At 63.3% G+C, this 23,035-nt stretch carries 23 protein-coding genes, 1 tRNA gene and 1 pseudogene; 11 read left to right on the forward strand and 14 right to left on the reverse strand.

All coding sequences use genetic code 11. From position 1 onward, the window contains the following. Window positions 1-560: 560 nt before the first annotated feature. The 4 genes from AB4061_RS35220 to AB4061_RS35235 all read right to left on the reverse strand — a co-directional run bounded on the left by AB4061_RS35220 (window position 561) and on the right by AB4061_RS35235 (window position 4,496). On the reverse strand, window positions 561-1,220 hold the full coding sequence (locus AB4061_RS35220; RefSeq protein WP_174423239.1) for an amino acid ABC transporter permease: 660 nt from the start codon (window positions 1,218-1,220) through the stop codon (window positions 561-563). 30 nt (window positions 1,221-1,250) lie between these two features. Further along, window positions 1,251-2,048, reverse strand: a complete 798-nt coding sequence (locus tag AB4061_RS35225; protein ID WP_441640773.1) for a transporter substrate-binding domain-containing protein — start codon at window positions 2,046-2,048, stop codon at window positions 1,251-1,253. 159 nt (window positions 2,049-2,207) lie between these two features. Then, window positions 2,208-3,128, reverse strand: coding sequence for a glutamate/aspartate ABC transporter substrate-binding protein (locus AB4061_RS35230; RefSeq protein WP_441640774.1), 921 nt, complete (start codon window positions 3,126-3,128; stop codon window positions 2,208-2,210). A gap of 105 nt (window positions 3,129-3,233) precedes the next feature. Next, window positions 3,234-4,496, reverse strand: a complete 1,263-nt coding sequence (locus AB4061_RS35235) for a D-amino acid dehydrogenase (protein WP_441640775.1) — start codon at window positions 4,494-4,496, stop codon at window positions 3,234-3,236. 137 nt (window positions 4,497-4,633) lie between these two features. On the opposite strand from AB4061_RS35235, the gene AB4061_RS35240 reads away from it, so the two are divergent. Beyond that, window positions 4,634-5,587, forward strand: coding sequence for a LysR family transcriptional regulator (locus AB4061_RS35240; RefSeq protein ID WP_441640776.1), 954 nt, complete (start codon window positions 4,634-4,636; stop codon window positions 5,585-5,587). An 85-nt stretch (window positions 5,588-5,672) separates the two neighbouring features. Then, window positions 5,673-6,986 (forward strand): hemolysin family protein, encoded by a 1,314-nt coding sequence (locus AB4061_RS35245; protein WP_441640777.1) that lies wholly within the window; start codon window positions 5,673-5,675, stop codon window positions 6,984-6,986. Window positions 6,987-7,143: 157 nt separating this feature from the next. Here the strand turns inward: AB4061_RS35245 and AB4061_RS35250 are convergent. The 4 genes and pseudogenes from AB4061_RS35250 to AB4061_RS35265 form a co-directional block, all read right to left on the reverse strand. Then, a pseudogene (locus AB4061_RS35250) lies at window positions 7,144-7,983 on the reverse strand (phosphatase PAP2 family protein); the annotation flags it as partial. Between the two features lie 4 nt (window positions 7,984-7,987). Continuing rightward, entirely contained in the window at window positions 7,988-8,857 is an 870-nt protein-coding gene (locus AB4061_RS35255; protein ID WP_441640778.1) for a DUF1653 domain-containing protein, read from the reverse strand. Window positions 8,858-8,973: 116 nt separating this feature from the next. Next, complete coding sequence (locus AB4061_RS35260) at window positions 8,974-9,129, reverse strand: hypothetical protein (RefSeq protein WP_174423244.1); 156 nt, start codon at window positions 9,127-9,129, stop codon at window positions 8,974-8,976. Window positions 9,130-9,306: 177 nt separating this feature from the next. Then, window positions 9,307-9,597, reverse strand: coding sequence for a hypothetical protein (locus tag AB4061_RS35265; RefSeq protein ID WP_441640779.1), 291 nt, complete (start codon window positions 9,595-9,597; stop codon window positions 9,307-9,309). A gap of 144 nt (window positions 9,598-9,741) precedes the next feature. On the opposite strand from AB4061_RS35265, the gene AB4061_RS35270 reads away from it, so the two are divergent. The 9 genes from AB4061_RS35270 to AB4061_RS35310 all read left to right on the forward strand — a co-directional run bounded on the left by AB4061_RS35270 (window position 9,742) and on the right by AB4061_RS35310 (window position 16,689). Continuing rightward, on the forward strand, window positions 9,742-10,059 hold the full coding sequence (locus tag AB4061_RS35270) for a hypothetical protein (RefSeq protein ID WP_441640780.1): 318 nt from the start codon (window positions 9,742-9,744) through the stop codon (window positions 10,057-10,059). Between the two features lie 235 nt (window positions 10,060-10,294). Further along, window positions 10,295-10,495, forward strand: coding sequence for a hypothetical protein (locus AB4061_RS35275; RefSeq protein WP_441640781.1), 201 nt, complete (start codon window positions 10,295-10,297; stop codon window positions 10,493-10,495). A gap of 466 nt (window positions 10,496-10,961) precedes the next feature. Further along, window positions 10,962-11,213: a major coat protein gene (locus AB4061_RS35280; protein WP_441640782.1), complete on the forward strand. Its 252-nt coding sequence runs from the start codon at window positions 10,962-10,964 to the stop codon at window positions 11,211-11,213. Between the two features lie 627 nt (window positions 11,214-11,840). Next, window positions 11,841-13,295, forward strand: a complete 1,455-nt coding sequence (locus AB4061_RS35285; protein WP_441640783.1) for a hypothetical protein — start codon at window positions 11,841-11,843, stop codon at window positions 13,293-13,295. 3 nt (window positions 13,296-13,298) lie between these two features. Continuing rightward, window positions 13,299-13,637, forward strand: a complete 339-nt coding sequence (locus AB4061_RS35290) for a hypothetical protein (RefSeq protein ID WP_441640784.1) — start codon at window positions 13,299-13,301, stop codon at window positions 13,635-13,637. Window positions 13,638-13,649: 12 nt separating this feature from the next. Further along, window positions 13,650-13,910, forward strand: a complete 261-nt coding sequence (locus AB4061_RS35295; RefSeq protein ID WP_441640785.1) for a hypothetical protein — start codon at window positions 13,650-13,652, stop codon at window positions 13,908-13,910. 144 nt (window positions 13,911-14,054) lie between these two features. Next, on the forward strand, window positions 14,055-14,321 hold the full coding sequence (locus tag AB4061_RS35300) for a hypothetical protein (protein ID WP_441640786.1): 267 nt from the start codon (window positions 14,055-14,057) through the stop codon (window positions 14,319-14,321). A gap of 264 nt (window positions 14,322-14,585) precedes the next feature. Next, window positions 14,586-15,662: a zonular occludens toxin domain-containing protein gene (locus tag AB4061_RS35305; RefSeq protein WP_441640787.1), complete on the forward strand. Its 1,077-nt coding sequence runs from the start codon at window positions 14,586-14,588 to the stop codon at window positions 15,660-15,662. A 172-nt stretch (window positions 15,663-15,834) separates the two neighbouring features. After that, a complete protein-coding gene (locus AB4061_RS35310) occupies window positions 15,835-16,689 on the forward strand; it encodes a rolling circle replication-associated protein (protein WP_441640788.1) in 855 nt (284 codons plus the stop codon). 263 nt (window positions 16,690-16,952) lie between these two features. On the opposite strand, the gene AB4061_RS35315 is transcribed toward AB4061_RS35310, so the two are convergent. The 6 genes from AB4061_RS35315 to AB4061_RS35340 all read right to left on the reverse strand — a co-directional run bounded on the left by AB4061_RS35315 (window position 16,953) and on the right by AB4061_RS35340 (window position 22,997). Beyond that, complete coding sequence (locus AB4061_RS35315; protein WP_441640805.1) at window positions 16,953-17,543, reverse strand: recombinase family protein; 591 nt, start codon at window positions 17,541-17,543, stop codon at window positions 16,953-16,955. 66 nt (window positions 17,544-17,609) lie between these two features. After that, window positions 17,610-17,699, reverse strand: a tRNA-Ser gene (locus AB4061_RS35320). A 78-nt stretch (window positions 17,700-17,777) separates the two neighbouring features. Further along, complete coding sequence (serS, locus tag AB4061_RS35325) at window positions 17,778-19,091, reverse strand: serine--tRNA ligase (RefSeq protein WP_441640789.1); 1,314 nt, start codon at window positions 19,089-19,091, stop codon at window positions 17,778-17,780. Window positions 19,092-19,248: 157 nt separating this feature from the next. After that, window positions 19,249-20,616, reverse strand: a complete 1,368-nt coding sequence (locus AB4061_RS35330; protein ID WP_441640790.1) for a replication-associated recombination protein A — start codon at window positions 20,614-20,616, stop codon at window positions 19,249-19,251. Window positions 20,617-20,733: 117 nt separating this feature from the next. Then, window positions 20,734-21,762, reverse strand: coding sequence for a TRAP transporter substrate-binding protein (locus AB4061_RS35335; RefSeq protein ID WP_441640791.1), 1,029 nt, complete (start codon window positions 21,760-21,762; stop codon window positions 20,734-20,736). Window positions 21,763-21,935: 173 nt separating this feature from the next. Beyond that, window positions 21,936-22,997: an ABC transporter ATP-binding protein gene (locus AB4061_RS35340; protein WP_441640792.1), complete on the reverse strand. Its 1,062-nt coding sequence runs from the start codon at window positions 22,995-22,997 to the stop codon at window positions 21,936-21,938. Window positions 22,998-23,035: the final 38 nt, after the last annotated feature.

Here is a 23,035-nt window from a genome sequence, read left to right on the forward strand (position 1 = left end):
TGCTATGAACCAGTTCGCGATCCTGTCCTGTACGAGGAGCGCTTCACCCATCCGCATCGTTGAGATAATGCTGCACTCACCGCTCAAGTCGACGGTGAGTCTATACCTGCCCTGCACACAAAAAAACTGACAGGCCCGACGGAACCGGTGCGCCTGCAACTTCGTGGCCGACCACTGCGCGAGCGACAGACGGCTTGAAGCACGTGATGTCCGCTACCGGGGGCCGCACCACGAATCCTGGAAGCCGGCAGGTTCGTGGCCAGTCAAGCCGGCACCGGCAGAAGCCCGCCGACACTCAGGGCCGTACGACGAAACCACCGAGGCCCAAATAGCCTTATTGCTCTGCGCCCGGCAGGGTCGGCTTTCTTCTCGTTAGTCTTCTTTGCCGACGCAAAGAAGAGTGACCGGCAGCCCCCGCAGGGGGATGTCGTATGGCCCTTGGGTGCAAAAGCCATCGCCGCTCCAAAAAAACCATAGCCCCCGCAGAGCGACGTCATACGGCCATTGCGTACAAGCCACCAACGCCGCCCAAATCAAAAACCACCTATCCCCCCACACCCTTAATGCCTCCCCGGCAACGAAAGCCGCCTCTCCAACAACCGCTGCACATGCGCCAGCGCCGTACTAAGCATCCAATAAATAGCAGCCACGGCAAGATAAAGCGGCAACGGCTGGTAGGTCGCGGCAATCACCTCCTGCGCCGTGCGCAGCAGCTCGGTCACCGTGATCACCGACACCAGCGAGGTGTCCTTGATCAGGCTGATCAGGCTGTTCGACAGGCTCGGCACCGCCAGACGCAGCGCCTGTGGGCCGACCACGTAGCGCAAGGTCTGGCCTTGCGTCAGGCCCAGGCTGTAAGCCGCCAGCCACTGCCCGCGCGGGATGCCGAGGATGGCGCCGCGCATGCTCTCCGAGAGATACGCCCCTACGTTCAGGCTCAGCGTCAACACGCCCGCCGGGGTGGGTTCCAGCGCGATGCCGATGCCCGGCAAGCCGTAATACACCACGAAGATCTGCACCAGCAGCGGCGTGCCGCGCATGATGCTGACGTAGGCCCGCGCGACGGCCTTCGGCACGGGCTGGTGGCTGATGCCCATCAGCGCCACCACGGTGCCGATCACCAGCCCGAAGATCATCGACAGCAGCGCGAACTTGATGGTCAGCAGCATGCCCTGCAGCAGCACGGGCAGCGATGCGGCAACGAGCTGGAGAGCGGACATGGAAAGCCCTGACGGGAGGCGTGCCCGCGCTTATCTGGCCGGCTTGGTCACGTCACTGCCGAACCACTTCGCCGACAGCTTGCCAAGGCTGCCGTCCTTGCGCATCTCGTCGAGCGCGCGGTCGATGGCCTGCGCAAACTTCGGATTGTCCTTGCGAAAGGGGATCGCCACCTCGGAACTGCCGCCTTCCACAATCGCGCCGGGCCGCAGCGGCAGGTTTGACGTCTTGATCAGGTAACCGATCATCAGGCGGTCGTTCAGCGCGGCATCCACGCGCTGCGCGGCCAGGTCGCGCAGGTACTCGGGCGCGCCCGGATAGGTCTTGACGTCGATGCCGGCCACCGACTTGGCCAGTTCGTTGTAGTTGCTGCCCAGGCTCACGCCGAGCTTCTTGCCTTTCAGGTCCTCGAGGGACTTGAACTGCCGGTTGTCATCCTTGCGCTGGATGAGCTGCGCCGCCGAATACACGTAAGGCGTGGAGAAATCCAGGACCTGCTTGCGTTGCGGCGTCACCGCGACCTGGTTGACGATCACGTCGAACTTGCCGGCCTGCAGCCCGGCAATGATGCCGCTCCACTCGGTGGTGACAAATTCCGGCTTGACGCCCAGCTTGGCCGCCACGCCCTTCGCCACATCGACGTCGAAGCCTTCCAGCTGGTTGTTGCTGCCGCGGTAGTTGAACGGCGGATAGGTGCCTTCCAGCCCGATCTTGAGCACGCCGGCCTGCTTTACGGCATCGAGCAGGTCGGCGGCCTGCGCGGCGGCGCCGGCCGCGAGCAGCGAAACGGCGAACAGGACGTTGAGACAGCCAGTACGAAGCGATCGCATATGTTCTCCAGTCAGCACAGCCGACGCCAACGGCGTCCGCAACGGTCCGGCAAGCGTTGGCCCGGCGTTGGTCCGCCAAGCGCGCAAGCCGGCTTTTAGCCTAGCGCAATTTCGCGTCGAACAGCAATAACGATTCGCCCTGCCCTGCCCCCGCCCTGCTTACTGGAACGCCTTGTCGTTAGGATGGGCGTAGAGATCCTTCATGTCGGCTGACAGCGGATAGTTCAGGTTGATGTTGCGCGGCGGAATCGGCGACTGGAACCACTTCTTGTACAACTGCTCGGCACGGCCGCTGGTCATCAGGTCGGCGATCACGCCGTCGGCCAGCGCCTTGAAGGACGGATCGTCCTTGCGGAACATGCAGGCGTAGTTCTCGGTCTGCAGCGGCGTGCCCACCACGGTCCAGTCATTGGCGCTCTTGGCCTTGGTCAGCTCGCCGTAGAGCAGCGGCTCGTCCATCACGAAGGCCACCGCGCGCCCCGTCTCCAGGATCAGGAAGGACTGCCCGTGGTCCTTGGCGCTGATCAGGTTCATGTTCATGGTCTTCTCGCCATTCATCTTGACCAGCAGGCGCTCATCCGTGGTGCCAGCGGTGGTCACCACGTTGCGGTCCTTGAGATCCGGGAAGTCTTTCACGCCCGAATCCTTCTTGGTCAGCATGCGCAGCCCGTAGACAAACAGGCTGTTGGAAAACGCTACCTGCTTCTGCCGCTCCAGGTTGTTGGTGGTGGTGCCGCACTCGATGTCGATGGTGCCGTTCTGCATCAGCGGAATGCGATTCTGCGATGTGATCGGCACCAGCTTGATTTCAAGCTTGGGGTTTTGCAGTTGCGCCTTCACCTTGTCGACGATCTGCAGCAGGATCTCGTGCGAGTAGCCCATCACATCGCGTCCGTTGGTATAGGAAAACGGGATGGAGGACTCGCGGTAGCCCAGCGAGATCACGCCGGTTTCCTTGATCTTGCGCAGCGTATCGCCGTCGGCGGCGTGCGCGTTGCTGACAGCGCCCGCGGTGCCAGCCAGCATGGCAACCGCCAGCAGGCAGCGGGAGAATCGGTTGGAGGGGACGTGCGATTTCATATCGTTTTCTCCTTGGGTGGGAAGGGCTCGAGGTACTGCCTGGTCGTGAAGCGGTGTTGCTCAGCGGTAATGCAAACGAAAAAAACTGCCCCGGAACGCTGCCCATCAAGCCAGCATCGCGGCGAAATCCCTGTCATCGATGGCCGGCTTGCGCCCGGCCAGGCCATCGGCCAGCAAACCCGCGCTGCCCATGGCCAGCGTGAAGCCAAGCGCGCCGTGGCCGATGTTGAGCCACAGGCCACGCACGCCCGACCGGCCCACCATCGGCAGGCCGGTCGGCGTGGCCGGGCGCAGGCCAGCCCAGGGCTGCAACTGCTCCGGCTCCATGCCCGGCGCCATGTCGCCAAACAGCGCGCGGGTCTCAAAGGCCAGCGTGGCGATGCGGGCACGGTCGATGACGGTATCCGCGCGCACCAGGTCCGCCATGCCCGCCACGCGCAAAGTGTTGCCGATGCGGGCATAGACAATCTTGCGCGCAGCATCGGTGATGCTGATGTGCGGCGCGCGCTCGCCATCGCGAATCGGCACCGTGATGCTGTAGCCCTTGAGCGGCCACAGCGGTGCCCGCACGCCCAAGGGCTTGAGCAAGGCCACGCTGCCGATGCCGCCGGCCACCACCACGGCATCCGCCCGCTCGATGCCGGCATCGGTACGCACGCCGGTCACGCGATCGCCTTCGCGCTCGATGCCCAGCACGCTGGTGCCAAAGCGCAGCGACACGCCAGGACGGTCACGCAGCAATTGTGCCAACGCCAGGCAGAAACGATGGCAATCGGCCACTTCCTCGCTCGGCGTGTGAATCGCCCCGGCAATCTCGCCGCGGATGCCGGCCAGCGCCGGTTCCAGCGCCACGCACGCGCCGCTGTCCAGCGCCTGCTGCTCGCAGCCCAGGCTGGCCTGGTAATCGAGCAGGCGGCAGGCGGCGTCGAAGCTGGCCGCGTCGCGGTGCACAATCAGCTTGCCGCGCCGGGCAAAGCCGAAGTCCACCGGCTGGCTGTCGACAAAGGCCTGCATCAGGTCGCGGGAGTAGAAGGCCAGCCGCAGCAGCTTGCGCGTGGTGGCCTCGCTGGCCGAGGCATTGCAAGCCCGTGCAAACGCGGCCAGCCAGCGCCACTGCGCCGGGTCACCCGATGGGCGGAAACGCATCGGCGAATCGGGGCGCAGCAGCCACCCGGGTACCTTGGCCAGCACGCCAGGCCCGGCGAGCGGCGCCACATAGCTATAGCTGAGCTGCCCGCCGTTGGCGAAGCTGGTTTCCTCGCCTGGGCCGCCGCGCCGCTCCAGCACGGTCACCTCGTGCCCGTCGCCCGCCAGCCGCCACGCCGCGCTCATCCCGATCACGCCCGCCCCTACGATCACAACCTTCATTACCCGCCTCTTTGATCCGGTCCTTTTCGACCCGACACAGGGTAGACCACGCAGCCCGCCTTGCCCAATGCGAATACGTGCAAGAATATGTCTTTAGGCTATGGGTGCCACTTTGCTGCGGCGCTCTCCCCTGCCACATGCGATTGCGTCAGATCGAAGTCTTTCGCGCGGTCATGCTGACCGGCACCGTCAGCGAGGCCGCGCGCCTGCTGCACGTCTCCCAGCCGGTCGTCACGCGCGTGCTGCAGCATGCCGAAGCCACGCTCGGCTTCCGCTTGTTCGACCGGGTGAAAGGCAGGCTGCAGGCCACGCCGGAGGCCGGCGCGCTGTACGGCGATGTCGAGCGGCTATATGGCGAGATCGAGCGGGTGCGCCGCGTCTCCGAAAGCCTGCGCCACAAAGGCGCCGGCCGCCTGCGCGTGGCGGCCACGCCCAGCCTGGCCAATCCGCTGCTGGTGCCCGCCGTACGCCGCTTTTGCGCGCGCCATCCCGACACCCAGGTGCAGGTACTGACCCACCACACCGACGAGATCGTGCAAGGGCTGCTGGCTAACCAGATCGACCTGGGCTTCGCATTCTCGCCACCGCGCCACGAAGCCATCATCAGCGAACCGGTAGCTGGCGGCCAGATGCTTCTGGCGGTGCCGCGCGGCGAGCCGCTGGCAGCCCGTGGCCGGCGGGCCGACGTGCCGATGCACAAGCTGGTGGAACGCCCCTTTATCGCCTACGACGACAACAGCTCGCTTGGGCTGCTGGTGCGCCAGACGCTGGCGCGCAATGCGCTTGAGCCGCGCTCCACGCTGGAAGTCCAGACCTATTCGCTGGCGCTGGCCCTGGTCGATGCCGGCCTGGGCCTCACCTTGCTCGACCAGTACACCGCGCTGGGCGCAAACCCGCAGCGTGTGTCGCTGCACGAGGTCAAGCCCGCGTTGCCTTTCGAGATCCAGCTGCTGCGCGCCAGCCACCGCGGCAGCTCCAGCCTGGCCGACGATATGCGCGAACAGTTTGCCGCCGCCGCACGGGAGCTGGCTGCTGCGCTGCCGCAGCGGCTGGAAGCGCCGGCGGTCAGTTTTGAGCATGCCCCTAGATGAAACGTCCCGCCTCCGTTGCGGAATTTGACAGTACCGTGCGCCGTGCACCATCATCAAAGTGCCTGAACGGTGCTTTCCCAAACCTATGTTCGCCCTAATCCTGCTTCTCCTCATCCTGATCAGCGCCTTCTTCTCGATTTCCGAGATCGCGCTGACCGCATCGCGCCGCACCAAGCTGCAGACGCTATCCGAGCGTGGCGACCGCCGCGCCACCAAGATCATGCTGCTCAAGGAGGAGCCGGGCAACTTCTTCACCATCGTGCAGATCGGCGTCAACAGCGTGGCCATCCTGGCCGGTATCGTCGGCGAGAAGCATGTCTCCGACCTGGTGCAGACGGCGCTGCTGCCCTACCTGGACGTGGTCACCACCCAGCGCATCGCCAATGTCGGCTCCTTCCTGATCGTCACCCTGCTCTTTATCCAGTTCGCCGACCTGATCCCCAAGCGCATCGCCATGACGTTTCCTGAAGCCTGCGCGCTGGTGGTGATCGGGCCGATGCTCACGCTCATCAAGATCTTCAAGCCACTGGTCTACGTGTTCAACGGGGCCGCCAATGCCACGCTGCATCTGTTCGGCGTGCCCACCAAGCACATCGACCAGATCACCTCGGAGGACATCGCCGCCATGGTCGATGCCGGGGCGGAGGCAGGCGTGCTGCACAAGCACGAGATCCACCTGATCGAGAACGTGTTCGAGCTGGACGCGAAGAACGTCACCGCGGTGATGACCCCGCGCGACGATGTGGTCTACATTGGCCTGGACGAGTCGCCCGACAGCCTGCGGCGCAAGCTGGTCAACTATCCGCACGCGCAATATCCGGTATGCGGGCACAACCTCGACGACGTGCTGGGCTACATCGATTCGAAGGACATCCTGCAATTGTTCCTCGCCGACGATTCCACCGGCGTGATCGGCAACCTCGGCAATATCGGCAAGCACCACGACAAGAACGTGCTGGTGATCCCCGACACGCTGACGCTCACCGAGTCGCTCACGCGCTTTCGCGAGATGCACCAGAACTTTGCGGTGGTAATGAACGAGTACGGGCTGGTGGTGGGCATCGTCACGCTGGACGATATCGTCGGCGCGCTGATGGGCAACATCATTTACTCCACCGAGGATGAACAGATCGTGCGACGCGACGAAAGCTCATGGCTGGTCGACGGCGTCACACCGTTGGTGGACCTGAAGAAGGCGCTGGAGCTCGACGAGCTGCCCGGCGAGGATTACGTCGACACCGCCGCCGGGCTCGTCATCTACACGCTCAAGCGGATCCCGAAGAAATCGGAAGCGATCGAGGCCGCGGGATTCCGCTTTGAAGTGCTGGACATCGACCATCACAAGATCGATCAGCTGCTGGTTTCGCGGCTGCCGCCGGCGGAGCCGTTCCAGCCGTAAGCGCGCGACGATACCGCTCGACCGTGCCGGGCAACTGGAACACCACGATCCACGTGCCAACCACCACCACCGCTGCGGCGGCAACCGCGCCCAGGCGCAGCGGCGCCAGGCGTTCCGGTGCATGCAGGGTGGCATAGGCGGTGCCCAGCAGCACGATCCAGGCAAAGCCGAGCGCGCAGCCCGCCAGCACGTCGGACAGCCAGTGCATGCCAAGGTAGAGCCGCGACAGGCAGATCAGCGTCACCACCACCGCCGTCAGCGCCACCACCGGCATCCGTACCCGCCACGGCTGGCGCAGGCACAGCAGGAAGGCCAGGAAACCATAGGTCACCATGCTGCTGGTGGCGTGGCCGCTAGGAAACGAGAACGACTCCAGGCCGCCGTAGATGCTGGCCGGCCGGCTGCGCTCAAGGGCAAGCTTGAGCACCATCACGCAGGCGCGCGCGCCAAGCAGCGCCCCCACCCAGTAAGCTGCCGCCACCCAGGCGCGGCGCCACGCCAGCCAGCCAAAGACCGCCACGCCCACCGCCACGGAAATCCGCGCGCCGCCCAGCTCGGTCAGCGCCACCATGGCCGTATCCAGCCAGCCCTGCTGCCACGCGCGAAGCTGCGCGAACACCGCCTGGTCCACCTGCACCAGCGGCGCGCCTTCGGCAATGGATTCACCCAGCCACAGCAACACGGCGGCGCAAGCCAGCAACAGCACACCACCCACTGCCAACAGGAGCAGCTCGACGATATCGCGCTCCAGCATGCTGGCCACGCGCGGCCATGGCTGCGTGCCGCGCGCGCGCAGCGCATCGCGGCCACGCAGGCGCGCGGTATCGAGCCTGCGCACCAGCGGGCGGATCACCAGCAGCAAGCCGCGCACCACACAGAGCAGCAACAACGCGAACAAGGCGAGAAGGCCCACCACGCCCAGCGCGGTTGCCGGTGTGAGCCACGACGCGCCAGCCGGCTGAACGGCCGCGAGCGCTTGAACGGGAGCAGCCATCATCGGCTCAGCCCCCCGCCGCCATGCGCGCGATATTGGCGCGTGCCGGCGCTTCGCAATCGGCAAAGGCGGGCGTGAGAAACAATTGTGGCCGCTGCGCCATCGCCTGCAGGAACGCGATCCGCCGCGGCATGAATGCCGCGTACAGGGCATCGCCAGACAGGCCAGTGCGATTGGCCAGCAGCGCCTTGTTTTCCTCGAACACGGCGACGGTCCAGGCGTCGAATTCCGCGTCGGGCGCAGCCAGCCGGGACAGGTCCAGATCCAGCACCGCCTCGGACTCCGGCACCGATGCACGATGCCCGCAGGTATCCATCACGATGCGCGCGGCCAGCGCTGTCACCGCCGCATCGACCCCGCTCACCATGGTCTCGATCAACGCGGCCGACGCCGCTTCGTTGTGCTCGCAGCCAGGCACGTAGACCGCGTCGTGGAACAGCACGGCAAGCGCCTGCGCGGGCGTGAGCGCAATGCCGCGCGCCTGCGCCAGCGCAAACATCTCCAGCACGTGGCGGCGATCGTGGTAATGCCGGTAAGGCGCGTCGTAGCAGGCCAGCGCCTGCAACACCGTCGCGCGCGGCAAGAAGTCCAGGCAAGCCAGCGCGGCCGGCCAGTCCGGCGCGAAACGCGCCTGCGTGCCCTGCGGCGTGTCCACGCTTTCACCGAACACATCCAGCGGCCGCACCCACAAGCGGGAACGGTCCCGCATCGATTCGTACACCACCACCTGCGACAGGTCAGACTCGATCACGCCGAGGCCAACCATGGCATAGGCGCCGCCCTTGTAATGGCGATAGGGCATGYCGTGGAGATAGTCGGAGGACCCCTCTGCGCCGGGCAAGGCGTGCGGGGAAGGCTGGCAAGAAGACTGTGTCATGAGCGGCTGTTCAGATCGGAGCAGCGTCATGATAGTGCATTGACTACGCGGGGCCGCTTGCGGGCCCCGCGCGGGTGTGCAGGGTTGACTGCGTGGTTGGCTACGCGTTGGCTACATTACTTGCGATGCGTGCGCTGACGCATCGCGCCGGGTTCAGCCATCTTCGGGTCCTTGAGAGACATCTCCTGCACCTCGCTCTCCTTGCTGTGCCGTTTCTCAATGCGGATGTTCGGGGATGGCCGCTTCGAATTGGAGTGAGCGTTCCGGCTCATGCCTTGCCTCCATTCTGGTCGACGTGGCGGTTGCCACTTAACCAATATAGTGCCGGCAACGCGAGACTATACCCCCAAAGCAAAMGCCCCACGACTCTGTGAGGAATCGTGGGGCTTTGCGTACTGCTGGCGGAGAGGGTCCCTTTCGAACCTCTCCTGAAGGTGCCTAACGCAACATCAGCCTGCCATGCTGATGCCTAATTTCGGGGCGTTAAGCAGCTTCCGAAAACCCGCGAGTATGGCCTCTCGTGCGGGATCGTATGCGGCTTCAAGCAAGCGGATCGCTGCCATCGGCTTCATACCGGCTGCCGTGCCAAGGGCAATTTCCTCGGTTGCGGTTAGTGCGGAACCTCGCGCTACGGCATTGTCGATACGGCGCAGGTCAATGCCAGCCGCATCAGCCAATGCTCTATAGCTATTGAATCCACCCTTTAGTTTAAGAAATTCAATCGCCTCTTTTACACTCATTTTGAGTTCCTTTGCTATGCTTACAGCACACTCAGATTGAGTAACGCTCTCAGATTGAGTGCATCAAGTGTAGGCGGTAAACAACACCGCGTAAACCAAACCTGAGACCGCCAGCGGCGGCTAACTGTTACGAGGGGTAACAACATGTCGATGAAGTTCAAGGTGCAACTGTTTGCCATCAATTCCAAGGACTGGGAATACGAGGGTCGTAAGGGCACGACCTACAGCGCGCAAATGCTGGTCACCTCGGCACGCGAGGAAAACGGCAAGGTGGTCGAAGAAACGTTCGTGGCTCGGATGAAGATCGCTGAGCATCTCAAAGAAACCGCTCCGGGTGAGTACCTCACTGATTTGCGTCCCTACGCTGATAGCAACGGGAATCTGGATTTTGCGGTGGCCAGCTTCGTGCCGTTCGGGCGTCCGGCGGCAAACGCGAAGTCTCCGGCGCAGGCGGCTGCTTAAGAAAACCCCTCGTGTGCCCTGGCGATGATTCGGGGATGACAGGCCGGAAAGACGGTCCATTTTTCGTAAACGAGGGGTCGAATATGAAAACGCTGCGTGTGGTTCAACACTATCGGTTTTGTCTTGGGAATGGTTTGCAGTCGCTTGAGGCTGGCGCGTTGCCTCCTTTCCGCAGGCATGAGGTTTCCCAAGGGCTTGTTAGGTCGCTGGATGCGCTCGGCGGCTTGATGGGGGAATGGTGATGGTGTCGGAATCGAAGTCGTTGTTCGCATCGTCGTATCCCTTCTGGGAAGTGGTTGGGGCAACGATGTGGGATCTTGTGATCGGCTGCGGTGTGGTGATCGCCTTTGGGATCGTGGTGTTCATGTTTCTTGCGTTCGCGACACTGGGCTGGGAAATGCTGCGGTCGTTCGTTGAATGGATCAGGGAGCAATGATGGGCGCCCTAACGTGGGGCTGGTTGTCGGGGCTGGTGCTCGCGGGCGTGTTGCTAGGGGTCATGTTGGGCTGGCGGGCTGCTGAGTACATGTCGGAAGCGCTGTTGGCAGATAGGAGGCGCGTTTGATGTACGGGCTGACAACGGATGCACTGCTTTTCTACTGCGTGCTGTGCCTGATGTTCGCGGCGGGGTTCCTCGGTGGCCGGCTTCGCTGACTTCTGGCACATCGTGTGGCCGGTTCTTGCGGTCGCGCTGGTGTACCGCGTCGGGCTGGCGCTGGTGGTCAAGCTCTGGCGGGATGTGATGGGGTCGTTATGAGCAGCGTGATTCTGTACTGCATGTGTGCTTGGGGCATCGGTTATGCCTCGGGCTTCTGGATCAGGACGGCACAGCGGGCAATCGAAGTGCTGGATTGAGGTTGTACGGCTGGTGGACCGTCTCCACTACTTTTCTCGGGAGTCCACATGGACCGTATCAAGTCCCTGGCCATCGCGGCCAAACAGAAGTCGGCGCAAGTTGCTGCCGGTGTCGCAACCCTCGCGCTGTCGGGCGCTGCCATGGCTCAAGCCTCGGGCGATCCCGGCCTTGACGCGATCAACGGCCTCGGTGCCAAGGTCACGTCCTACACTGGCGCGGCTCTCACCGTCGCAGTGCTTGCGGCGGGCGCATGGTGGGGCATCGCCATGATGAAGAAGGCGTTCGGGAAGGCGAAGTAACCCGTGCGCGCGCGTCGTGCCGTGGCCGTGCTCGGGCTTCTGCTCTCCCTGGCTGGCTGCGGCACGGTGCTAGACCCGTATGCGGACAAGTACCAGTGCTACGGGAAAGGGGCATGGTGCGTCGATGGCGGCGCAAGGCTTCCGGGCTTCGGCTGACCCCTCCCCTGCCTGCCGGGTTTTAGGGGTTCGCCTTTCGGGTTTCAGGTCTTTCTCTCCCCCAGCTCGTCGGGGCTTGTGGGTATGTGGATAGGTTGCGTGCCTGTGGGCAACCGGTGGGTAACGGCTTTATCGTTATCCACCGGTTGTCCATAGGTCGTAGAGCAACGTACCCGTAGGGCTATCCATATATCCACATGCCGGGGGCGCTCGCAGTAGCGCGGGGGGTCGCCTAAGAGCGGGCTTTCATTTGGCACAAATGAAAGTTCGTTCTTAGGCGGGGTTTCGGGGTTCCCCTGCTGAGTCCCCACAGCATAAGAAAGGGGAATCGTTTGGCACAAACGATTTTCCTTTCTTATGCGCCCACCTCCATCCTCTCTCCTTCTCGCCATCCTGCGGCGCGTGCGCTGCGGCTCTCTGGCTCCCTTCTCCTGGCTCCCTCGCTTACTCGTCGATGTGCTGCTTGCGCCCGTGGCGCTCGCGTTTGCTTTGCTCTGCTCGTTGCTGGTGCCGGTGCAAGTTCAGGCGCAAACGCTTGGCGGTGCGGCGGTCGATTACGCGTATCAGCGCACCATGGCTAACATCGTGTCCGGCTCGGCGGCGGGGCTGCAGATCTCGCGTGGCGCGACCATGAATATCCTGAACGGCGGGCGCATCGTCGGCACGATTGCGCTGAATGAAAAGCGGCTGATCGACATCGCTACGATGGCTAAGATCGCCAGAGCGGCCACGGTTCCCGGGATCATTGCTATCGGTGCAACGGAACTACTGAACTACGGCCTGCAGAAATGCGCGGATGGCACGTGGTGTAAGCCTGCTGCGCCTGCGGGGGGTGGTGATCTTGGTATGAATTGGCCTGCGCAAGCTGTGTGGGGTGGGCCTCAGGTGGCGCACAGTAGCGCTCAGGCGGCTTGCCAGGATTTCTACACTTCTGCCGTCAATGGTGGGCCGCGTTGGCCTGCGGGGTATTACGTCAGGGCGGAAAGTACCGGGGACCCAAAGCAGTATGCGTGCCGTGTCTATTCCTCGCCTGGCTTTGAGAGCTGGAGTTTCTGGAATCAGGTCGCTACGATTCAGGCGTCGGGTTGCCGCGCTGGCTACGTGCTGACGAATGGGTCTTGCATCTCAACTACGCCAGTTCCTGCGGCGGATGCAGACGTGGAAACGGCATGGAAGGGGGCGTTTCAGGCGAAGCCTTACTTGATGGTCAACTCGTTCGGCTTCGAGGATCAGACCACACAGAATCAGCAATGGGCCGATGCGCTCGCGCAACTGGCAGACGTGATTGCGCCGGGGTCGGCCACGGTGGCGGAGCCTGCTACGTCTACAACTACGTCGGCGGGCACGACAAAGGTGCAACGCACCTGCACCTATACCGGGACAGCTAACGCTGATGCGGCCACGCAAAAGGATCAGCCGCTATCCGTGGGCACTACGTGCGTCACTACCACTACGAATCCGGATGGCACCACTACAACAAAAACCGAAACAACAGATGCTGCGCCTAAGGGGGCTGCGGCTGCGCCGCCTAAGGTCGACGTTGAAACCTGCGGTTTGCCCGGCAAGCCAGCGTGCAAGATCGATGAAACAGGGACCAAGGCGCAAAGCGATGTGGATGCATCGCTAACGGCCCGTTCGGCGGAAATGGATTCGCGGCTCACAGTGGTGCAGCAAGCGGCAAACGATGCGTTGTCGAGTGTTGAGGCCAAGCACGGATCGGTTCACATTCTGGACTTCTTCAACGTGTTCCCTACGTTTGCCATCGAGCAGTGCGAGAACCCAAAGGTGCCCGGTGTTGGCGGTGGTGAGTTGCCTGTCGATATTTGCACGTACTACTACATGCTTAAGGACGTGGTGTCGTTCGGGGTGGTGTTGCTGACCATCATCGATTCGATTCAGGTCGTGCGCGAAGCTGTCAAGGTCTAAGTCATGCCGATCCTGTCCGGTTTGCTGCTGATGCTCTTTGACTTCCTGGTCAAAGTGTTTCTCAAGTTCTTCGATATCAAAAAGGCGTGGGTGCTGGCACTTGTGGTGATCACGCTCGGGCTGCTCTACTCGACCTATGCCCTGGTCACTACGTGTATTCAATCGTGCGTACCGCATCTGCCGTTGGGGACCGGCCTGCAGAACTATTTTCAGATGGGGCTCGGGCTGGTGTTCAACGGGGTGACGTCCCTGGCGTTCTCCTGTTGGGTTGCGGTCGCTACGGGGGCGTCGCTGTACGTCTGGAAAAAGAAGATTCTTGATCAACTGATCAAGATGGTGTGAGGGGGGGCAGCCATGCAAAAGCCAAACGAACCAAAAGGACCGGCGTTTGCCATTCGCATCATGCTGTGCGCGCTGGCGTGCGTGGTGGTTGCGGATTACCTACTGAAAGCGGCGCGGGCCTGCTCCACCATGCAAGGGCTTTACATGATCGATCAGGAAAGCGGTGCTTCCTGGTGCGTGTCCTATCAAACGCTCGGCGGGGGCTTCCTGCTGGTGGGGCTGCTGCTGGTCGCGGTCGGTGCGGTGTTCGCGTTTTCGTCCAAGGGGGAATGATGGGTAAGCCACTGATGTTCAGTCTGAGGTGGACCGATAGGCAGGGTCGGGTCTGGCAGGTTCGTTATGGTTGTCTGGTCAGAATTCAGTGATGAGTGACTACGCGCTGAAGAATTAACGTGACGTGTAACGGAAAATCGAGGGGTGGCGATGCGTGATGCGACGGACAAGCGGACGGGTGAGTTAGAGGTAGGTGGTACGCGGCGGCGGGGTCGTCCGTCGACCGGTGCGGCAAAGAGTGCTGCGGAGCGTCAGGCGGCGTTTCGTGAGCGGCACGGCTTGGTGGCGATGACGGTGTATCTGCCTGCTGAGTTGATCGAGGCCGTGAATCAGTACATGCGCTTCAAGGACGTGACGAAAACGGATGTGTTCTCGAAACTGATTCGTTCGCAGTTGCTGCGCAAGCGCTGAGAGAAAAGGCGATGGCTTGCTTTGCTAACTGGTGGGGGCGGTACTGGCTGATCGAGTGGCTTGGTGTTAGGGATTTTGCTCTGGTGGTTGGTTCTTCGTCGCAAGCGGCACGGGCTTCTCGCAATGCGGCGCGGTCTCTGGATGAGTTGGGCGGCCTGATGGGGGAATGGTGATGGATTCGTGGGATGTGGTTGACTCATTGCTGGTTGCTGTCGTCGCTCTCGCCGTCTATGTGTATGTGTGGGCGTTTCGGGAGTTCGTCCGGTGAGTGACTATGCGCTGACAGGCAAGAAGGGCACTGGGAAAAGCTCCGGCGCGGTGCGGCAAATGCAAGCCCGTTTGCGTGCGGGGGCGCGGGTCGCAACGAATCTCAACCTCTATATGGAACACCTGATGCCCGCTCACTCGCGGGCATCTGCCATTCGGCTGCCGGATAAGCCTTCGGCGCATGATCTGTTCTGCATCGGCTCGGGCAACCCAAAGATTTCATTCGAACCGATCTTTGATGCTGATCCCAAGTCGAAAACCTATGGTCTGGCCATCGGCACGACCGACCCCAAGATTCTTGACGGATACGATGAAAACGAGAACGGGCTGCTCGCGCTTGATGAAATGGGCACCTGGCTAAACGCACGTTCGTTTCAGGATCCGTCGCGGGCTGCGGTGCTGGATTGGTTCGCGCACGGTCGCAAATTTGGGTGGGATACCTTCTACCTGATGCAGAACATTGCGCAGATTGATAAGCAGGTCCGGGAGTCGTTCATTGAATATGTCGTGCGCTTCCAYCGCCTCGATAAGATCAAGATTCCCGGTGTCTCTGCGGCTACGCGCTTGATTACCGCGGGGCAGTTCAAGGGGCAATTTCCGCGCTTCCACATCGGCGTGATGCGCCTGGGCTGCGATCCCAACGGCATGGTGGCGGATCGGTGGGTGTTTCGCGGTGGGAACATCCATAAGGCGTATGACACGACCCAGGTGTTTCAAGAGTCGTATCCGCACGGCACGTTCTCCTACCTTTCGCATTGGCACCTTGAGGGCTACAAATATCCGGAGGTCGTTCCTATCGGTTGGCGCGTGCTCAACTGGATGCGCAAGTTCTGGCAGCCATCGGTCGGTTCGTGGTCGATTAAGGATCGTCGGTTAGTTGCGGAAGTGTATGCGCGCGAGAAAAGCCCTCAGAAGCGTCAAAAGCTGTTCGAGGTACTAGCACGTCAACAGGCCGGAAAGAATCGCGCTGTGGGCCGTGTCGTGGCTGCTGGTGGTTCTTCTCGCCCTTCCCTTCCTTCTCTCAAAGATCAAATCGCGGAAGTGCGGCGGAGCCTCAAGCGTGGCGCTTCGTGACGTGTGCCGGCCGCAGGCCGGCGCGCGGCGCGGAGCGGCGCGCTATTCATATCAATAACACTTAAGAAAAACACACCACTGCGGCCCCTCGGGGCTAGGCAAAAGAAAAGCCCGGCATCAGCGGCAACTGACCCGGGCGCGATCCACAAACCGAATTTGATAGAGACAAGCTATGGATAACGCAATTGTAGGTCATGACTGGCAGGCTGGCGAGGTCTATCGCGAGGGCATTACGGTCCGTACTCGCTTCCTGTCTGGTGGTCAGGTGGAAATCTCGGGGTTTCCTACCACGGCTTGGCGGCGGATCAACGATATCCGGCTGCTGCCGTCGCGGACTGCAACGGTGCGCGGTGAGTCTGAGCATCGGGAGCGCAACGCACAGATTTCGGCGCGTCGTTCAATTCAGCAAATTCGGCTGCGCACGAAGCAAATCGAGGCGAACCAGATGCTGACGCTCACGTTCCGCGAAAACATCACGGAGATGGAGCGGGCCTATCCCTATTTCAAAGAATTTTTCCGTCGCATGCGGCTGCACACGGAGTTTCACTACGTGGCCGTGCCGGAGCGTCAAGAACGGGGCGCATGGCATTTGCACATCGCCTGCCAGGGTAAGGTAGCCAAGCGGCTCGTGATCGCCGTGTGGCTCCGTGTGGTGGGCGGTAAGGGTAATGGCTACTGCCATGTGTCCAACCCTGGGCGCAGTGATTCGCAACGGGGCAACGGAAAGCGGTGGGAGTCGCACCGGCTGGCTGCCTACATCTCCAAGTACATCAGCAAGGATGTTGAGGGTCGGGGCATCAATGACAAGCGCTATTGGACGTCTCGGGGCATCTTTGTGCCCGACAAGGCGGTGTGGGGTACCTGGGTCCAGTGTCCGTCGATGTATGACGCGGTGCAGCCGGTTCTTGCGTACCTGATGGATGTGGCCGGCCTGGATGACTTGGTGGCGCACATCAGCGCAAAGAATGGCTCGTTCTGGTTGGCTACCGGGCCTAGATTCTGTGGCCCAATGCCAGCTTTGCTATGAGAAACACGATTGCGAAGAGTGTCAGCCAAAGCAGGATTGGGCCTACTGGGGATGGGCGGAGTTTCGGAGTGGATCGCTTCGGGAAGTTGTTCACCCGGCCTACAGGTGGCTGTTTTGGCTCAACGGGCTTGCGCCAGTCAGCATCCCGTTTTTCGTTCTGTGCGGTCCGATGGTTGTATCGCTCCTTCCACCAATCGCGGTCGTAGATACCCATGGCCCTCTCCTGTCTGGGAAGCAAATTTCTGTTAAATGTAACGGAAATACTAGGCGGCGGTCAGCAAGCTCGGTTGGGTTCGCTCGTTGTGGCGCTTGATGGCTCGCTTGATGCTGCTTAGGTGGGTGCCATATTGGCGTGCAAGCTCGGTGCGGGTGTGCTTGCCGGCGAACCATAGGCGTAGGCATTCGGCCTCTTGGTCTGCGGTCATGGCGGTTGGTCGACCCATTCTTACGCCTCGGCGCATTGCTGCTGCCATGCCTACCTTGGTACGTTCGCGGATCAGCTCTCGCTCAAATTCGGCAAAGGCGCCGACGATCTGGAAGATCATGCGTCCTGCTGGTGAACGGGTGTCGATGTGCTCGGTCAGGCTGCGGAATTCGGCACCGACGGCTTCGATGCGCTCGATGATGACAAGCAGGTCTTTGAGGGATCGTGCGATGCGGTCGAGCTTGTACACAACTACGGTATCGCCGGGGCCGATCTTGGTCAGCATTTCCTCAAGCGCTGGTCTACGCTTCATGCTTCCGCCTGAGCGCTTCTCAGAAAAAATAAAACCGACGCCTGCTGCTAACAGTGCGTCGGTTTGCGAGTGTGTTTCTTGCTCTTGTGTGCTTACCCTGGCGTATCCAACTAGCATGACCATCCGCGATTTTTTATTTCGCATCAGTGTAACTAGCCGGTGCTGGGTTAGGCACCTTCATTCTGGCGGAGAGGGTGGGATTCGAACCCACGGTAGGCTCGCACCTACGCCTGATTTCGAGTCAGGTACATTCGACCACTCTGCCACCTCTCCGGTAACTGGGTCGCTTGTCGCGAAGAACAAGATTATAGAGGAAACCTTGTTTCCACTGCAAGCCCCTCGCGTGAAAATTTACGYCTCAGGCTCCAGGCGCGTCAGGCCGCCCAGATACGGCTGCAATGCGGCCGGCACCGTCAGCGAGCCATCGGCGTTCTGGTAGTTCTCCAGGATCGCCACCAGCGTGCGGYCAACCGCCAGGCCGGAGCCGTTGAGCGTATGCAGCAGTTCCGGCTTGCCCTGGCCTGCGCGGAAGCGGGCCTGCATGCGGCGGGCCTGGAAGTCGCCCATGTTCGAGCAGGAGCTGATCTCGCGGTAGGTGCCCTGCGCGGGGATCCACACTTCGAGGTCATAGGTCTTGGTGCTGCCAAAGCCCATGTCGCCGGTGCACAGCGCGACGGTGCGGAACGGCAGGTCGAGCTTTTTCAGGATGGCTTCGGCGTGGCCGGTGAGCTGTTCCAGCGCGTCGAACGAGTGCTCGGGCTGTACCACCTGCACGAGCTCGACCTTGTCGAACTGATGCTGGCGGATCATGCCGCGCGTGTCGCGGCCGTAGGAGCCGGCTTCCGAGCGGAAGCAAGGCGTGTGGGCAACGAAACGCAGCGGCAGCTTGTCGCCGGCCACGATGGCGTCGCGCACGATGTTGGTCAGCGGCACTTCGGCCGTGGGGATCAGGTAGAAGTTCTCGGTGCGCTCGCCACCCTCGCTGTTCTCGCCACCGACCTTGCGCGGCACCCTGAACAGGTCTTCCTCGAACTTGGGCAACTGGCCGGTGCCGCGCATCGAGGCCGCATTGACGATGTAAGGCACGTACATCTCGGTGTAGCCGTGCTCGATCGTGTGGGTGTCCAGCATCAGTTGCACCAGCGCGCGATGCATGCGTGCGATGCCACCGCGCAGCATGGCAAAGCGCGAGCCCGTAACCTTGCTCGCGGTATCGAAATCCAGCCCGAGGCGCTCGCCCACGTCGACGTGGTCCTTGACCTCGAAGTCGAAGCTGCGCGGCGTGCCGACGCGGCGCACTTCCACGTTGCCGGTCTCATCGCGGCCCACCGGCACGCTTTCGTGCGGCAGGTTGGGGATGGCTTCCATGATCTCGGCGAGCTGGGCCTGGATTTCTTCCAGGCGCGCGGCCGAGGCCTTGAGGGCGTCGCCGATGCCGCCGACTTCAGCCATCACCGCCGAGGCGTCTTCGCCCTTGCCCTTGAGCATGCCGATCTGCTTGGAGAGGCTGTTGCGGCGCGCCTGCAACTCCTCGGTCTGGGTCTGCAGTTGCTTGCGCTCGGCTTCGAGTGCCTGGAAGGCCGCTACGTCGAGTTGGAATCCGCGCGTGGCAAGGCGTTGCGCCACGGCGTCGATGTCTTTGCGGAACAGCTGGATGTCTAGCATGTTGCGTGTGAGGGCAGGTGCATTGGCCAGCGACATGCTGGCGGATCTGGCATTTTACTGTACTGGCCCGGGCCCACGCCGATCCGCCGGCTGGAGAACAGGCGGGCGGATCGCCCGCTGTTCGCGGGGACACGCCGCCGGCCAGGGGCGATGCGCGTTATTGCGCCCCGCCGCCCTCGCCGCCGCCTTCGTCCCGGCCCTTGCCTTTGCCCTGCTGGCGGAGCCACTGCGCGTCAAGATCGCGCAGGTGGCGCAGCTTGTCGCCGATCTTGCCTTCCAGCCCGCGCGGCGTGGGCTTGTACCAGCCGGGGCGCTTGAGGTCGTCGGGGAAGTAGTGCTCGCCGGCGGCATAGGCTTCGGGCTCGTCGTGCGCGTAGCGGTAGGCGTGGCCGTAGCCCAGCTCTTTCATCAGCTTGGTCGGCGCGTTGCGCAGGTGTACCGGCACGCCGCGCGACTTGTCCTTGGCCACGAAAGCACGCGCGGTGTTGTAGGCGTTGTAGCCGGCATTGGACTTGGGCGCCACGGCCAGGTAGATCAGGGCTTGCGCCAGCGCGAGCTCGCCTTCCGGCGAGCCCAGCCGCTCGTAGGTCTCGGCGGCATCCAGCGTGATGCGGGCGGCACGCGGATCGGCCAGGCCGATGTCCTCCCACGCCATGCGCACGATGCGGCGCGCCAGATAGCGCGGATCGGCGCCGCCGTCGATCATGCGGCAGAACCAGTACAGCGTGGCATCGGGATCGGAGCCGCGCACGGATTTATGCAGCGCGCTGATCTGATCGTAGAACGCGTCGCCGCCCTTGTCGAAGCGGCGCAGGTTCTCCGACAAGGCGCTGCCCAGCAGCGCGTTATCGATGACCGGCGCGCCGGCACTGCGCGCGGCGCGCGCTACGATCTCGATATTGTTGAGCAGCTTGCGGCCATCGCCATCGGCCGAGGCCACGATCAGTTGCAGCGCCTCGTCCACCCATTGCAGGCCGCCCAGCTCTTCGCTGGCGCGCCGCGCCAGCAGCGTCAGCTCGGCGTCGTCCAGGCTCTTGAGCACGTACACCGCGGCGCGCGACAGCAAGGCGCCGTTGACCTCGAAGGACGGGTTCTCGGTGGTGGCGCCGATAAAGGTGAACAGTCCGCTTTCCACGTGCGGCAGGAAGGCGTCCTGCTGGCTCTTGTTGAAACGGTGCACCTCGTCCACGAAGACCAGTGTGCGCCGTCCGTGGGCACGGTATTGCTCGGCGCGCTCAACCGCCTCGCGGATATCCTTGACGCCGGACAGCACCGCCGACAGCGCGATGAACTCGGCGTCGAAGGCCGTGGCCATCAGCCGCGCCAGCGTGGTCTTGCCCACGCCGGGCGGGCCCCACAGGATCATGGAATGCGGCTCGCCGGATGCGAACGCCACCCGCAGCGGCTTGCCAGCGCCAAGCAGGTGTTGCTGGCCAATCACCTCGTCGATATTGCGCGGGCGCAGGCGCTCGGCCAGGGGTTGCTGGGAACGATCGGGAGCTTCGGAAAACAGCGTGTCCGCCACGGTATTCAGGCCTTTAAGTCAGGTCAGGCGCGCACGGTGCGTTCCCGCTGCGCCTTGGAACCTGACAGTGTAGACCATCGCGCGCGGCCGGCCGCGCAGCCTGCTACGGCTAGCGAATCAGCGCGTGAAGACATCCAGCACGCCAGCGCGCTCGCTGCCCACGCGCGCGCGCCAGGCCGTCACCGCGCCCGCGCCGGCATCGCGTAGCGCCTGCTGCACCGCCGGGGCGGGATTGTCCTGGATGGTCACGCCGTTGGCGCGCATGCGCGCGGTGTTTTCTTCCAGCCGTGTGCCCAGGCGCGCCCACTGCTTTTGCTCGGTCGCCTGTGCGGCTGCGTCTACCGAGGCGCGCAAAGCGGGCGGCAAGGCCGCGTACGTGGCCGCATTGACCGTGGTGAACGACAACGGCATCGCATAGCCAATGGCCGTGAAGTTGGGCAGGTAGTCCCACAGCTTGCGGCCCGCGCCGCCGTCGCCGGAGGACAGCACCGCGTTGACCGAGCCGTCCTTCAGGCGCGGCATCGCGTCGGCAAACGACAGGTTGGCCGGCTGCGCGCCGGCAGTACGCATGACTTCGGTGGATGTCTCATCATAGGTGCGCACCGAAAGCGCACGCAGGTCTGTCAGCGTGGCAACCGCGTTGCGCGACCACAAGCCGGTGGGTGGCCAGGGCGTGACGTAGAGCAGGTGCTGCCCCTGCGCCTCGAAGGCGCGCGCGTAGTCGGCGCGGGCCAGCTCGGCCAGGCGCCTGGCCGAATCCACCGAGGTGGCGACGAACGGCAGCGACGACAGCAGGAACAGCGGATCCGCCGCGCCCAGCGCGCCGCCGAAGGCATCGCCGCCCTCCAGCCGCCCTTCTTTCATCGCGGCCGGCATCTGCGCGGATTTGAATCCCGCGCTGGCGTCAAAGCTGGGCTTGACGTCGATGGCGCCTGCGGTGCGCGCCTTGACCTCATCGGCGAAGGTAGCCAGCCCTTCGCCAGGCATGGCGCCGGCCGGGTATTCGGTGGCCATCCGCCAGGTGGCCGCAGCCGCCGGCTGCGCCCAGGCCAGGTTTGCGCCGCCGGCCAGCAAGGCTACCAGCAGGCTGCGGCGCAGGCATTGGCGGCGCAGCAACTGGGACGCGCGCTTTGGGGAAGCAAACATGATGAGAGTCCTGCAATCTTGAGGCAATGAAGCCGTGAAGCCGTGAAGCCATAAGGCTGTGGTGCCGTGGTGCCGTGGTGCCGTGGTGCCGTGGTGCCGTGGTGCCGTGGTGCCGTGGTGCCGGCAAGGACAAGCAAGCCGGCAAGTAAGCGGCCAGGGCCCTGGCGATGCGCTCAGCCGCGCCGGAACGCCACCACGTCGTCCACCTCCACGCGAATGCCGATGTGCTCGCCGAGCGCATGGTCGTGATGCGAAGGCACCAGCGACAACACCTGGCCGCCGCCGGCCAGGCGTAGCGTGTACAGGATCTCGGCGCCGCGAAAGGCCTTGTGCAGGATTTTCGCGCGCAGCGGGCTGTCATCGTCGTGCACGATATCGTCGGGACGGATCAGCACATCGACCTCTGTCGTTGCGGGTGGTACGCCCAACGGCTCGCGGCTCTGCAGCGTGCCGAGTTCCAGCATGACCGAGTGCGGGCTGGCAAGCTGGCCCGGCATCAGCACGCCCTGCCCGATGAAGTCCGCGACCACGCGCGTGGCCGGCCGGTGATAGAGGTTGTGCGCGCTGTCCCACTGCTCGATGGCGCCGGCGTGCATCACGCCGATCTCGTCGGCCATCGCAAAGGCTTCGTACTGGTCGTGGGTGACCAGAATGGCGGTGGCGCCCTGGGCCTTGAGGATGTCGCGCACCTCCAGGCTCAGGCGCTCGCGCAGGTCGACGTCGAGATTGGAGAACGGCTCGTCGAGCAGCAGCAGCTCCGGCTTCGGCGCCAGTGCACGGGCCAGCGCCACACGCTGCTGCTGGCCGCCCGAGAGCTCGTGCGGGAACTTGCCGCCGGATCCGGCCAGGCCCACCAGCGTGAGCATTTCCTCCACCCGCGCCGCGCGTTCTCCGCGGCGCACGGCATGCAGCCCGAAGGCGATGTTGTCCGCCACGCTCAGGTGCGGGAACAAGGCGTAATCCTGGAACACCATGCCGATGCGCCGGTGCTCGGGCGCCACGGCAAACCCCGGCGACGACATCACCTGCCCCTGCAGCAGGATGCGGCCTTCGCGCAGCGGCTCGAATCCGGCGATGGCGCGCAGCACCGTGGTCTTGCCGCAGCCGCTGGGGCCGAGCAGGCAGGCGATGCTGCCGCGCGCGAGGGTGAAGGACAGGTCGTTGACAACGCGCTGGCTGCCAAAGCCATGGTGGATGCGATCGACCTCGATCACGATATCGGATCGTGCTGGCATGGATGTATTGGAATGCGGGTGGCCTGGCATGCCGAGCA

It is taken from the genome of Cupriavidus sp. YAF13, assembly GCF_052113425.1.
Lineage (GTDB): Bacteria > Pseudomonadota > Gammaproteobacteria > Burkholderiales > Burkholderiaceae > Cupriavidus.

What these genes read in the sequence shown, in the direction of transcription:
- AB4061_RS35335 (WP_441640791.1), bottom strand. Translation starts at nt 21,762, where the DNA reads ATGTTTGCTTCCCCAAAGCGCGCGTCCCAGTTGCTGCGCCGCCAATGC.
- AB4061_RS35240 (WP_441640776.1), top strand. Translation starts at nt 4,634, where the DNA reads ATGCGATTGCGTCAGATCGAAGTCTTTCGCGCGGTCATGCTGACCGGC.
- AB4061_RS35225 (WP_441640773.1), bottom strand. Translation starts at nt 2,048, where the DNA reads ATGCGATCGCTTCGTACTGGCTGTCTCAACGTCCTGTTCGCCGTTTCG.
- AB4061_RS35245 (WP_441640777.1), top strand. Translation starts at nt 5,673, where the DNA reads ATGTTCGCCCTAATCCTGCTTCTCCTCATCCTGATCAGCGCCTTCTTC.
- AB4061_RS35275 (WP_441640781.1), top strand. Translation starts at nt 10,295, where the DNA reads ATGGTGATGGTGTCGGAATCGAAGTCGTTGTTCGCATCGTCGTATCCC.
- AB4061_RS35315 (WP_441640805.1), bottom strand. Translation starts at nt 17,543, where the DNA reads ATGCTAGTTGGATACGCCAGGGTAAGCACACAAGAGCAAGAAACACAC.
- AB4061_RS35340 (WP_441640792.1), bottom strand. Translation starts at nt 22,997, where the DNA reads ATGCCAGCACGATCCGATATCGTGATCGAGGTCGATCGCATCCACCAT.
- AB4061_RS35295 (WP_441640785.1), top strand. Translation starts at nt 13,650, where the DNA reads ATGCAAAAGCCAAACGAACCAAAAGGACCGGCGTTTGCCATTCGCATC.
- AB4061_RS35265 (WP_441640779.1), bottom strand. Translation starts at nt 9,597, where the DNA reads ATGAGTGTAAAAGAGGCGATTGAATTTCTTAAACTAAAGGGTGGATTC.
- AB4061_RS35310 (WP_441640788.1), top strand. Translation starts at nt 15,835, where the DNA reads ATGGATAACGCAATTGTAGGTCATGACTGGCAGGCTGGCGAGGTCTAT.
- AB4061_RS35270 (WP_441640780.1), top strand. Translation starts at nt 9,742, where the DNA reads ATGTCGATGAAGTTCAAGGTGCAACTGTTTGCCATCAATTCCAAGGAC.
- AB4061_RS35220 (WP_174423239.1), bottom strand. Translation starts at nt 1,220, where the DNA reads ATGTCCGCTCTCCAGCTCGTTGCCGCATCGCTGCCCGTGCTGCTGCAG.
- AB4061_RS35290 (WP_441640784.1), top strand. Translation starts at nt 13,299, where the DNA reads ATGCCGATCCTGTCCGGTTTGCTGCTGATGCTCTTTGACTTCCTGGTC.
- AB4061_RS35235 (WP_441640775.1), bottom strand. Translation starts at nt 4,496, where the DNA reads ATGAAGGTTGTGATCGTAGGGGCGGGCGTGATCGGGATGAGCGCGGCG.
- AB4061_RS35230 (WP_441640774.1), bottom strand. Translation starts at nt 3,128, where the DNA reads ATGAAATCGCACGTCCCCTCCAACCGATTCTCCCGCTGCCTGCTGGCG.
- AB4061_RS35280 (WP_441640782.1), top strand. Translation starts at nt 10,962, where the DNA reads ATGGACCGTATCAAGTCCCTGGCCATCGCGGCCAAACAGAAGTCGGCG.
- AB4061_RS35260 (WP_174423244.1), bottom strand. Translation starts at nt 9,129, where the DNA reads ATGAGCCGGAACGCTCACTCCAATTCGAAGCGGCCATCCCCGAACATC.